Genomic DNA, 12741 nt, shown 5'->3' with positions numbered 1-12741 from the left:
TACGCAGGCTAAGGAGGTGGTTCCTGGTACAGCTAGCATTTATGGGTTATGTTTTTCAGCGAAACGGATAATACCCTTAATGAACGAAGCGGTATGTGATCGGTTTCTAAGATTCCTCCTGGCGTGAAAAAATAACCCTGATTAACTATTTAGCGTGCGGATTTCGCGTCGATTCGCCGGAAAAATTGCGCATTAACAGTGCATAATCCAGCATCAGATCCTGTGGAACAGGGATCCATACGGTATAACCGTCCCCCGGCGCCACTGGCATTGGCTCGCCTTTGGCGTTTTCCATCTGCGCTAACGTGAAGTTCACGTTGCCCTGTGGGGTCATCAGTTCCAGGCTGTCGCCGACGGAGAATTTATTTTTCACTGCCACGGCCGCGAGGTCGCCATTGCGCTCACCGGTAAACTCACCCACGAACTGCTGACGCTCGGATACCGAGTAACCGTATTCGTAGTTCTGATAATCGTCATGGGTGTGGCGACGCAGAAAACCTTCGGTGTAACCACGGTGCGCCAGACCTTCCAGCGTTTCCAACAACTGCGGATCAAACGGCTTACCGGCAGCGGCGTCGTCAATCGCTTTACGATAAACCTGTGCGGTACGCGCGCAGTAGTAGAAAGATTTGGTACGGCCTTCAATTTTCAGCGAGTGCACGCCCATCTGCGTCAGGCGCTCAACGTGGGCGATGGCACGCAGATCTTTCGAGTTCATGATGTAAGTGCCGTGCTCGTCTTCGAACGCGGTCATGTATTCGCCCGGGCGCTGGGCCTCTTCAATCATAAACACTTTATCGGTTGGCGCGCCGATACCCAGCGTCGGCTCCACGTTTTGTACCGGGATCGGCTCGTATTTGTGGACGATATTACCGACCACATCTTCTTTGCCTTCCTGTACGTTATATTCCCAGCGGCAGGCGTTGGTACAGGTGCCCTGGTTCGGGTCGCGCTTATTGATGTAACCGGAAAGCAGGCAGCGACCAGAATAGGCCATGCACAGTGCGCCGTGAACGAAGATCTCAATCTCCATCTCCGGTACCTGGTTGCGGATCTCTTCAATCTCTTCCAGCGACAGTTCGCGCGACAGAATCACACGGGTCAGCCCCATCGATTGCCAGAATTTTACCGTCGCCCAGTTCACGGCGTTGGCCTGGACCGAGAGGTGAATCGGCATTTCCGGGAAATTCTCACGTACCAGCATGATAAGACCTGGATCGGACATGATCAGGGCATCCGGACCCATTTCCACCACTGGCTTCAAATCGCGGATAAAGGTTTTCAGCTTCGCATTGTGCGGGGCGATGTTGACCACCACATAGAATTTTTTCCCTAGCTCATGGGCTTCATTAATGCCGCGCTGCAGATTCTCGTGGTTGAATTCGTTATTGCGCACGCGCAGCGAGTAGCGCGGCTGGCCCGCATAGACGGCATCTGCGCCATAGGCGAAAGCGTAACGCATATTTTTCAGCGTTCCCGCCGGTGAAAGGAGTTCCGGTTTAAACATAATGTTCTCGTTCTGATGACAGGTCAGATCCGCTTCACCTGATGAAGCGGCTAGAGGAGAGTCCTCACGTTAAGGGCGGGCATTGTAGCGCTGCGGGCAAATGAGGTAAAGGAAAACGCCGGGCCCGATAACGCGGCGTTATCGGGCCACTATTTGCGCTACCGTGTCAGACAATCCGGCAGGCATCCGCTTCCCAGCGATAGCCGACGCCATACACTGCACGGATAAACGACTGCTCTTCGTCAAGCGCTTCCAGCTTGCGACGCAGGTTTTTGATATGACTGTCGATGGTGCGGTCGGTCACCACGCGATAATCATCATAGAGATGATTCAGCAACTGCTCACGGGAAAACACTTTCCCCGGTTCGTGAGACAGCGTTTTCAGCAGGCGGAACTCCGCAGGCGTCAGGTCGAGCATTTTATTACGCCAGGAGGCCTGAAAACGGCTTTCATCGACGATCAGCGGGCTTTCGGCGTCCAGTTGCTGTAATTCACGCTGCGGCTTACAGCGGCGCAGAATGGTCTTCACGCGGGCGACCACTTCGCGCGGACTGTAGGGTTTGCAGATGTAATCATCCGCACCAATTTCCAGTCCCAGCAGGCGGTCGATCTCCTCAATTTTGGCGGTGACCATCACGATTGGCACCTCGGAGAAGCGACGGATTTCGCGACACAGGGTCAGGCCATCGGTACCCGGTAGCATCAGATCCAGCAGGATTAAATCCGGCGGCGTCTGGCGCACATAAGACAGTACCTGATCGCCATGGCTAATCAGCGTCGGGGCATAGCTCGCGGCGCGCAGATAGTCGATAAGTAACTGTCCCAGCTTGGGTTCATCTTCCACAATCAGAATGCGTGGCGTGTTTTCATCAATGGGTAACTCAGTCATACGTCTCTCTGTAAATCGCGTTCCAGCGGTAATTCTACTGTAATGCTTACCCCGCCAAAAGGCGAATGGGCAGCGTGGATGCGGCCATTATGGGCCTCAACGATGTTGACGCAGATCGCCAGTCCCAGTCCGGACCCTCCGCTGGCGCGGTTGCGCGATCCTTCGGCGCGGTAGAATCGCTCGAACAGTTTCTTAAGCTGATCGTCACTGACGCCCGGCGCGGAGTCGGCGAAGGTGATCAGCACGCGCTTGTCGCGCTGCTCTGCGCTGATACGTAAGCTGCCGCCGCTGTCGGTGTAACGAAGGCTGTTTTCTAACAGGTTGTTGAATAACTGCATCAGGCGATCGCGATCGCCGAACACGGTAACGCTATCGGGCAGGGAAAACTGTAGCGTCAGACCCCGGCTGGCAAAACGTTCGCGGAATGCGCCGCCCGCCACTTCCAGCAGTGGGATCACGTCGACGGTAGTTTTTTGGTAGGCCAGCGCGCCTTCGTCAGACATCGAAAGCTGGTGCAGATCGTCGACCAGTTTGGTCAGTGTCCCCACTTCCGCCTGTAACGAGGCCACCGATTCCGGCGTGAATTTTCGCACGCCGTCCTGAATCGCTTCCAGTTCACCGCGCAGAACTGCCAGCGGCGTGCGCAGCTCATGCGAGATATCGGCCATAAAATCGCGACGCATCTGCTGATTCTTTTCCAGGGTACTGGCGAGCTGGTTAAAGTCCTGCGCCAGTTTGCCCAGCTCATCGGCGCTGGTGGCGGCAACACGGGTGGTGAAATCCCCCGCAGCCAGTTTGTGCGTGCCTTCGACCAGCCGTTTGACCGGGGCCAGCAGTCCGCGCGCGAGTGGAAAGGTCGCCAGCGCCGCCAGCAGGGTTGAGAGCGCCACAATCAGCCAACTGGTGCGCCGCTGCTGTTTATCGAAATTAATGTCGGTGTTACGTGTCAGACGTTCAACAGGGGAGGCAATGACGGCACCGACCTCCTGACCGTTAACCAGAATGGGCCGCCGCGTACCGTCTGCGGGAACCGGGCCGCGCGGGCCAACCATGACATGCGCATCCTGGTCCACCACCCAGAACTGCGTGCGCCAGCCGTGTGGCGGCATACCAGGGCCTTGTTTATCATCGTCTTTGTCATGTTCAAAGGAGCGGAGGATCTGAAACACAAAGCGGTCATTATTGCGCAAAAAGCGCCAGCTGCCGTGCTGTTGGTACTGTTCTCCTAACGCATCGCTGAGCATGGTCAGACGCTGCTCGTTGCCGTTTTTGATGTAGTCAATGAACCCTCGCTCGAAGCTGATGCGTACCGCCCAATGCATACTGATCAACAACACGATGCAGGTGGCGAAAATCGCCAGAAACAGTTTGCCGGTAATGCCGGGTCGCCAGAGCTTCATCAGGTTCTCCTTTTGCGTCGCGCAATGACGACATTTTTATGGGTATCGTTTGGGACGCGGGCAAAGATCACGGCGGGCAACGCAATGATTAAAGCCATGCACAGCCAGGTGTACATAAAGACGGTATGCGACGTTCCGCTATCCACCGTAAACTGTTGTTGTCCGAACATCCCTAGCAGCAGACCGGCAACGGTGACGCCGATACTCATTGAGAGTTGCATAATCATCGACAGCAGGCTGTTCCCGCTGCTGGCCAACTCATCCGGCAGATCTTTCAGGGTCAGGGTGTTCATGGAGGAGAAACGCGTCGAATTGACCATGCCCTGAACAAACAGCACCAGCGGCAGCACGTAATACCAGCCCAGCAGCGCAGTGGACATAAACAGCAGGGTTACCACCGACAACCCAAGCGTCGTGGCGACCAGCACCCGACGGTAACCAAAGCGGTTAACCACCTGTACAACAATGCGTTTCATGCCCATGCTACCCAGCACCATCGGGATCATCATCAGCCCGGCGTGAAACGGGGAAAAGCCGAGACCAATCTGCAAAAAGACCGGCGTCATGAAAGGCAACATGCCGCTGCCGATGCGTCCGGCAAAGCTGCCGAACAGCCCCAGCGAGAAGGTTGGCGTGCGGAACAGGTGGAGACTGAACAGCGCTCGCGGGTTAGCTTTGGCGTGTTTCAGGTAGAGCAAAATGGCCGCCACGCCGCCCACTACCAGCGCGCCGAGCGCGAACGACGACATCCCCATCCCTTTGCTGCCGTCCAGCGCGATGGTCAGAACCGCCATCCCCGTCGCTAGTAGCAGAAAACCCGAGAGATCAAAGCGTCGGGTTTGCATGGTGTAGTTGGGCATCAGCAGCAGCGTGGCGATCGCGCCGACAATACCGACCGGCAGATTAATCAGGAAAATCCAGTGCCAGGTGGCATATTCCACGAGGATCCCGCCCAGCGCCGGGCCCAGCAACGGGCCTATCTGACCTGGCAGCGTGACAAACGTCATCGCCGCCATGTACTGTTCGCGCGGGACAATCTTCATCACCGTCAGCCGGCCGACCGGTACCATCATGGCACCGCCAACGCCCTGTAACACCCGCGCCATGACCAGTTCATTGAGCGTGCCGGAACCGGCACAAAACAGCGAGCCCAGGGTAAACAGCACAATGGCGGTAAAGAAAATATTCCGCACACCGATTTTGTCTGCCAGCCACCCGCTGGCAGGCAGCATGACCGCCACGGTCAGCACATACGAAACCACGACCATGTGCATATGCAGCGGGCTTTCCCCGAGGCTTTTTGCCATCGAGGTAAGCGCGGTATTGACGATGGTGGTATCCAGCGACTGCATAAAGAAGCCGAATGCCACAATCCACAGTTGCCAGCGGGTGCTGTTGGGAAGTTCTGTCATGTCTCTGTTATCGGTTTACGGTGTTTACGCGAAAAACGCAGCCGCAGACGGTCGAAGAAGAGGTACACCACCGGAGTGGTATAGAGTGTTAACAACTGGCTCATCACCAGACCGCCGACAATGGTAATCCCCAGCGGCTGACGCAGTTCAGAACCGTCACCGCCGGAAAGCACCAGCGGCAGCGCGCCAAACAGCGCGGCCAACGTGGTCATCATAATCGGGCGAAAACGCAGCAGACAAGCCTGGAAAATCGCCTGTTCTGGCGTTAGGTTGCCATGCCTTTGCGCCTCCAGCGCAAAATCGACCATCATGATGGCATTTTTCTTCACGATGCCAATTAAGAGCATGATCCCTATCAGGGCGATGAGGCTGAACGGGGCATCGAAAATCTCCAGCGCTAAGAGCGCGCCCACCCCCGCGGAGGGAAGCGTGGAGAGGATGGTTAGCGGGTGGACATAACTTTCATACAGTATGCCAAGCACAATATAGACCGTGGCGATCGCGGCAATAATCAGGATCACCTGGGAATTCATGGTTTCCTGGAAGACCTGCGCGGTCCCGGCAAAACTGCCGCGCACGGTAGACGGCACGCCCAGTTGGGTCATCGCCCGATTAATGGCGTCACTGGCTTCTGACAACGAGGAACCCGTAGGCAGGTTGAAAGAGACGGTGGACGCTGCCGACAGCCCCTGATGATTCACCGACAATGGCGCGTTCGCCGGTTGCCATTTGGCAAACCAGGAGAGCGGAATCGCCTTACCGTCACTGTTAATGACGTACATTTTCTCCAGCGCGCTGATGTCCTGGGTGTAACGCGGGTCGACTTCCATCACCACTTTATATTGGTTCATCGGCTGATAGATGGTGGAGATCTGCCGCTGACCAAAAGCGTTGTTTAACAGGCTGTTTGCCGCCTGCACGTCAATACCCAGGCGCGCCATGGTTTCACGATCGTAGGTAAGATTCATCTCCGCGCCGTTATCCTGTTGATCAGAGTTGACGTCCGCCAGTTGGGGCAGGGCGGCTAAGGCTTTACGAATCTTCGGTTCCCATTCGCGCAGCGCCGCCAGATCGTCTGACAGCAAGGTGTACTGATAGCTGGCATTGGACTGGCGTCCGCCGACACGAATATCCTGCACCGCCATCAGGAACAGATTGGCACCGGGCTCTTTTGCCAGTTTCACCCGCAGACGGTCGATCACCTGCTGCGCGGTCTCCCGGCGTTCATCACGGGACTTAAGGGTGATAAACATCATCCCGCTGTTGACTCGCGAGCCGCCGGTAAATCCGGTGACATTATCCACTGCCGGATCATCGCGAATAATCTTCATAAAGTCCTGAAGCTTACCGCGCATCGCCTGAAACGAGATGCTCTGGTCAGCCTGAATCCCGCCCATCAGTACGCCGGTGTCCTGTTCCGGGAAGAAGGTTTTCGGAATCGAAATGTAGAGCCAGATATTCAGCGCAATAGTGCCGAGCAGCACCACGCCGACTAGTCGCGTATGGTTGAGCACCCATTTCAGCGACTTACCGTAGCCCTGTTGCAGCGCGACCAGCATGCGGCCAAATCCGCGCAGCCGCTTCTGCTCCCGTGGCTGGCTGGATTTTAGCATCCAGCCGCACATCATCGGGGTGAGCGTGAGCGACACCAGCAGCGAGATACCAATCGCCACCGACAGCGTGACGGCAAATTCACGCAGTAATCGTCCCGGCAGCCCGCCCATCAGCAGCAGCGGCAGGAACACGGCGACCAGTGACAGGCTCATGGACAGCACGGTAAAGCCCACTTCACGCGTGCCCTGAAGCGCAGCCTGCAAAGGTTTCATTCCGGCTTCCAGGTGGCGCGAGATATTTTCCAGCACCACAATGGCGTCATCGACCACAAAGCCGGTGGCGATGGTCAGCGCCATCAGCGACAGGTTATTGAGACTGAATCCGCACAGATACATCGCGGCAAAGGTGCCAATTAACGAAACCGGAACCGCCACGGCGGGGATCAGCGTGGCGCGTCCGGATCGCAGGAACAGAAAGACCACCAGAATGACCAGCGCCACGGAAATGACCAGCGTCTGCTCAACTTCCTCCAGCGAGGCGCGGATGGTCGGCGAGCGATCCTGCGCGATTTGCATATCAATCGACGCCGGGATGGTGGACTGCAACTCCGGGAGTCTGGCCCGAATGCTGTCGACCGTCTGGATAATGTTGGCTTCCGGCAGTTTGCGGATCATCAGCAAAATCGCCGGCTTGGCGTTGGTCATCCCGGCGTTGCGGACATCCTGTACTGAGTCCGTCACCGTGGCGACATCACCCAACCGTACGGCGCCGCCATTATTGTAGTGAATCACCAGTGGTTGATATTCCGCTGCCGTTTTGAGTTCGTCATTGGTCTGGATCTGCCAGCGATGCGTGGAATCTTCCAGCGCCCCTTGCGGTTTGCGCACGTTGGCGTTGCTGATAGCGGTGCGTACCTCATCCAGCGAGACGCCCTGATTAAACAGCGCCTGCGGATTCAAACCGACGCGCACGGCGGGCAGCGAGCTGCCGCCTACGTCGACGTCGCCGACACCGTCGATTTGTGCGATGGTCTGCGCCAGTTGGGTTGAGGCGAAGTCGTAGAGCTCACCTTGTGAGTATGTCTCCGAGGTTAGCGTCAGAATCATGATCGGCGCGTCGGACGGATTGGCTTTGCGGTAAGTTGGGCGGCTCGGCATGCCACTTGGCAGCAGACTTTGCGCCGCATTTATCGCGGCCTGCACATCTCGCGCCGCGCCGTTGATATCGCGATCGAAGTTAAATTGTAAAATGATGCGCGTGCTGCCGAGGGAACTGCTTGAAGTCATCTCACTGACGCCGGCAATGCGCCCAAGTGATCGCTCCAGCGGCGTTGCGACGGATGACGCCATGGTCTCCGGCGAGGCTCCTGGCAGCGAGGCGCTGACCATAATCACTGGAAAATCAACCTGCGGCAGCGGGGCGACAGGCAACAGTCGAAATCCCAGCACGCCGCAGAGCGTGATGGCGAGAGAAATTAAAATCGTCGCCACCGGGCGGTAAATGAAGAGAGCGAAAAACTTCATTTACGCCTCCTCTTCCCGGTGAGAGAAGCGGTTTTTCATATACAGTGACAGGCGGTCAAACAGCAGATAGATAACCGGGGTGGTGAACAGCGTCAGCACCTGGCTGACCAGTAAGCCGCCCACCATACCGATCCCCAGCGGACGGCGCAGTTCTGCCCCCACGCCGGTGCTCAGCATCAGTGGCAGTGCGCCCAGCAGCGCCGCCAGTGTGGTCATCAGGATCGGACGAAAACGCAGCAGACAGGCCTGGAAAATCGCCTCGCGCGGCGCCATCCCCTGTTCGCGCTCAGCGGCAAGGGCAAAGTCGATCATCATGATGGCATTCTTCTTCACAATGCCGATCAGCAAAATAATGCCGATAATGGCGATCACGCCGAGTTCACTACCGGCAATCATTAGCGCCAGCAGCGCGCCGACTCCAGCCGTGGGCAGCGTAGAGAGAATGGTGATTGGGTGAATAAAGCTTTCGTACAGCACGCCGAGCACGATATACATCGCCACCACCGCCGCGACAATCAGCCAGATGGTGCTGCTCAGCGCCGCCTGGAAGGCGAGGGTGCTACCCTGGAACTGAGTGGTGATATCCACTGGCAGATTCAGCGTTTTTTCGCTGTCCAGAATCGACTGGACCGCATCGCCCAGCGAATAACCGTCCGGAACGTTGAACGAGATAGTGGTGACCGGGAATTGATCCAGATGGTTAATCGAGAGCGGCGCAAAGCGTTGTTCAACCTTAGCGATCGCGCTGAGCGGCACCATGCCGCCGTCGCTGCTGGTCAGACGGATTGAATCCAGCGCCGCCAGTCCAGGCGTCATTTCCGTATTGTGTTCCAGTACCACGCGATACTGATTCGCCTGAGTGTAGATCGTGGAAATCAGGCGCTGACCGAAAGCGTTATACAGTGCGTTATCGACATCCGCCATGCTGATCCCTAGCCGACTGGCGCTGTCGCGATCGACATTCACATACGCCACCAGCCCCTGATCCTGCCAGTCGCTGCTGACGTCAGAAAGCTGCGGCAACGCCTGTAGTTTTTCCATTAGTTGCGGCACCCAGGTGCTGAGGGCATCCAGCGAGGTGGCCTGCAGCGTGAACTGATATTGCGTGCGGCTGACCTGTGTATCAATCGTCAGATCCTGCGTCGGTTGCAGATACAAGTCGACGCCCGGCACTCTCGCCACGGCGTCCTGCAAACGGGCGATCACTTTCTGGACGCGGTCATCACGTTCGTCGAGCGGCTTCAGGTTGATTTGCAGACGCGCGCTGTTCAGTGACGGGTTGGTGCCATCGACGCCAACGAAGGAGGTCAGGCTCTCAACCGCCGGATCTTTCAGTATCACGTCCGATACCTGCCGCTGGCGCTGGGCCATACTGGTAAAGGAACTGGACTGCGGTGCCTGCAACGTGCCCTGAATGATGCCGTTATCCTGGATCGGGAAGAAGCCCTTCGGAATAAACACCCACAGCATGATGCTTAACAGCAGGGTGCCGAGCGCCACGCTCAACGTCAGCCACGGATGGTTCAGCACCTTCGCCAGCCAGTGTCCGTAACCGGCAATCACCCGATCAAACATTTTCTCCGACGCGCGGGAGAAGCGGTTTTGCTTACGCAGTGACTCCTGGCTCAGCATTCTGGCGCACATCATCGGCGTCAGGGTTAACGACACCACGGCAGAGATTAAAATCGCCACTGCCAGCGTCACGGCAAATTCGCGGAACAGACGTCCGACGATATCGCCCATGAACAGCAGCGGGATCAGGACCGCAATCAGCGAGAAGGTCAAGGAGATGATGGTAAAACCGATTTCTCCGGCTCCTTTCAGCGCGGCTGTCAGCGGCTTTTCCCCTTTTTCGATATAGCGCGAAATGTTTTCGATCACCACAATCGCATCATCCACCACAAAGCCGGTGGCAATGGTCAGCGCCATAAGCGTCAGGTTGTTGATGGAGAAATCGAGAAACACCATTACCGCAAACGTGCCGATCAGCGACAGCGGGACGGCGACGCCCGGAATAATGGTGGCGGGAATATTGCGCAGGAACAGATAGATAATCATCACAACCAGCGCAATAGCCAGCATGAGCTCAAACTGCGTGTCGCTGACCGAGGCGCGGATGTTAGTCGTGCGGTCAGACAGTACCGTCACGTTTACCGATTTTGGCAGGCTCTCTTTAAGCTGTGGCAACATCTGATGAATGCTGTCCGCCGTTGAGATGATGTTCGCGCCAGGCTGGCGCTGGACGTTCATCACAATAGCCTGTTCTTTATTTGCCCATGCGCCGAGCCAGCTGTTTTCCGCCCCTTGTTCTACGGTCGCGACATCGCCCAGACGAACCGGCGCGCCGTTCTGGTAAGCAATAATGAGCTGACGGTATTCGTCGGCAGACTGCATCTGATCGTTCGCCGAGAGCGTCACCGCGCGGGTGGGGCCATCAAGGCTACCTTTGGCGGAGTTGACGTTTGCGCCGGTAATCGCTGTGCGGACGGTTTCACTGGTCAGGCCCAGCGCGGCAATGGCCTGTGCATTGAGCTTCACGCGGACCGCCGGACGTTGACCGCCGGAGAGCGTCACTAACCCGACGCCGGAGACCTGGGAGATTTTCTGCGCCACGCGGGTTTCGACCATGTCTTCGACCTGGGTCATCGGCATGGCGGTAGAGGTCACCGCCAGCGTCATGATCGGCGGATCGGCAGGGTTGACCTTGCTGTAGACCGGCGGGTTCGGCAGGTCGCTCGGCAGCAGGTTGGTGGCGGCGTTAATGGCCGCCTGAACTTCCTGTTCGGCCACATCCAGCGGCAGGGTCAACTGGAACTGGAGCGTCACCACCGACGCGCCGCCGGAACTTTGCGACGACATCTGTTTCAGCCCGGACATCTGGCCGAACTGGCGTTCCAGCGGCGCGGTGACCGCAGAGGTCATCACATCCGGGCTGGCGCCAGGATACAACGTCACCACCTGAATGGTGGGATAGTCCACCTCCGGTAGCGCGGAGACGGGCAGAAAACGATAGCCGATGATCCCGGCGAGGAGAATCGCCACCATCAGCAGCGTGGTGGCGACAGGACGCATAATAAACAGGCGCGACGGGCCGCCTGTGCTGCTCGGAGGTAACACCTGCATCAGGAGCGCGCTCCTTTCTGACCGTATTCACGGCTGGTGGCTTTTGTATCGGTGGTGACGGCGGCTTGCGCTTCCACCACTTCCACTTTCGCCCCTTCCGTCAGGCGGTCAATCCCGTCGGTGACGACGCGGTCACCGGCCGAAATCCCGGCGCTGATCACCACCTTCTGACTGTCCTGAATGCCCGTTTTGACCAGATGCTTACTGACTTTGTTTTCATCGTTCAGCACCCAGACGAAGTGTCCTTCGTTGCCCATTTGTAGAGCGGCTGTCGGGATCACCACGGCGTTTTGTTCCGTGTCGACCAGCATCCGGGCATTCACAAACTGATTCGGGAACAGCGCGTCATCCTGGTTATCAAAGCGAGCTTTTACTTTGATCGTCCCGGTCGTGACGTCGATCTGGTTGTCCAGACTCAGCAATACGCCCGCGCTGAGCTTTTTCGAATTGGTGCGATCCCAGGCTTCAACAACCAGCGATTGTCCGCTTTTTTGCGCCTGCACGACGGTGGCGATATCGCTTTCCGGTAGGGTGAAAATCAGGTCGATGGGATGCGTCTGGGTGATCACCACAATACCGTTGGTATCACCACTGGAAATCTGATTGCCGACATCTACCTGTTTCAGACCAACCCGACCATCAACCGGTGTGGTGATTCGGCTCCAGTCAAGTTGTAGCTGCGCGCTGGCGACGCTGGCCTCATCGGCCTTAATCGTACCTTCGGATTCGCTCACCAGCGCCTGCTGGGCGTCCAGCTCCTGGCGGGAGACTAAGTTGCTTTTGACCAGTTGCTGGTAACGAGCCAGATCGCGACGCGCGTTAGCGAGGGTGGCTTTGTCTTTCGCAAGGACGCCCTGCGCCTGTGCCAGTGCCACTTTAAACTGGCTGGGATCGATCTCCGCCAGCAGGTCACCGGCTTTAACCTGTTGACCCTCCTGGAAATGAAGCGCCAGTAGTTGTCCATCCACGCGGCTACGTACGGTGACGGTGTTAGCGGCGGTCATCGTGCCCAGACCGGTGAGATAACGCGGAACGGCCTGCTCCGTGGCGGTCGCGGCCTGCACTGGCGCGAGTGGACCTGAGCGCATACCACGACGACCTGCGCCAGCCGTGGGTTTCGCTTGTCCGGTTGCGCCGGGCGCGCTGCTCTGCGGTTCGCTCCGGTTCTGCCAGAACCCGTATGCGGCGATGGCGGCGATGACCACCACGATGGTGATTACCCAGCGGGATTTGTGACTGCCTTTCATCGTTATGAGTTTCTCATCCTGAAACGTTTCGCGGAATGATACTAGTTTAGCCAGCCATCAAGGGAGAAAAATGGAGGAATTATGAA

7 protein-coding genes are annotated in these 12741 nt (G+C 57.3%); all 7 read right to left on the bottom strand.

The genetic code is table 11. The features are described 5' to 3' along the window. Window positions 1-145: 145 nt before the first annotated feature. The 7 genes from yegQ to HVX64_RS14815 all read right to left on the bottom strand — a co-directional run bounded on the left by yegQ (window position 146) and on the right by HVX64_RS14815 (window position 12655). Window positions 146-1507: a tRNA 5-hydroxyuridine modification protein YegQ gene (gene yegQ, locus HVX64_RS14845; RefSeq protein WP_043000166.1), complete on the bottom strand. Its 1362-nt coding sequence runs from the start codon at window positions 1505-1507 to the stop codon at window positions 146-148. 166 nt (window positions 1508-1673) lie between these two features. Next, complete coding sequence (gene baeR, locus HVX64_RS14840; protein ID WP_043000167.1) at window positions 1674-2396, bottom strand: two-component system response regulator BaeR; 723 nt, start codon at window positions 2394-2396, stop codon at window positions 1674-1676. Continuing rightward, window positions 2393-3796 carry a two-component system sensor histidine kinase BaeS gene (baeS, locus tag HVX64_RS14835; RefSeq protein WP_044258687.1) on the bottom strand — a complete coding sequence of 468 codons (1404 nt, stop codon included), beginning with the start codon at window positions 3794-3796 and terminating at the stop codon, window positions 2393-2395. Before baeS ends, baeR begins: the two co-directional genes overlap by 4 nt. Beyond that, window positions 3796-5208 (bottom strand): MFS transporter, encoded by a 1413-nt coding sequence (locus HVX64_RS14830; RefSeq protein WP_181825042.1) that lies wholly within the window; start codon window positions 5206-5208, stop codon window positions 3796-3798. Before HVX64_RS14830 ends, baeS begins: the two co-directional genes overlap by 1 nt. Continuing rightward, window positions 5205-8285 (bottom strand): multidrug efflux RND transporter permease subunit MdtC, encoded by a 3081-nt coding sequence (mdtC, locus tag HVX64_RS14825; protein WP_044258690.1) that lies wholly within the window; start codon window positions 8283-8285, stop codon window positions 5205-5207. The genes HVX64_RS14830 and mdtC overlap by 4 nt, the downstream gene beginning before the upstream one ends. Further along, window positions 8286-11408, bottom strand: coding sequence for a multidrug efflux RND transporter permease subunit MdtB (gene mdtB, locus HVX64_RS14820; protein WP_044258691.1), 3123 nt, complete (start codon window positions 11406-11408; stop codon window positions 8286-8288). Further along, window positions 11408-12655 (bottom strand): MdtA/MuxA family multidrug efflux RND transporter periplasmic adaptor subunit, encoded by a 1248-nt coding sequence (locus HVX64_RS14815; protein ID WP_044258692.1) that lies wholly within the window; start codon window positions 12653-12655, stop codon window positions 11408-11410. The genes mdtB and HVX64_RS14815 overlap by 1 nt, the downstream gene beginning before the upstream one ends. Between the last annotated feature and the right edge of the window lie 86 nt (window positions 12656-12741).

Source organism: Citrobacter sp. RHB20-C16, assembly GCF_013890155.1.
GTDB classification, from domain to species: domain Bacteria; phylum Pseudomonadota; class Gammaproteobacteria; order Enterobacterales; family Enterobacteriaceae; genus Citrobacter_A; species Citrobacter_A amalonaticus.
This window is presented reverse-complemented; position numbering and strand designations above follow the sequence as displayed.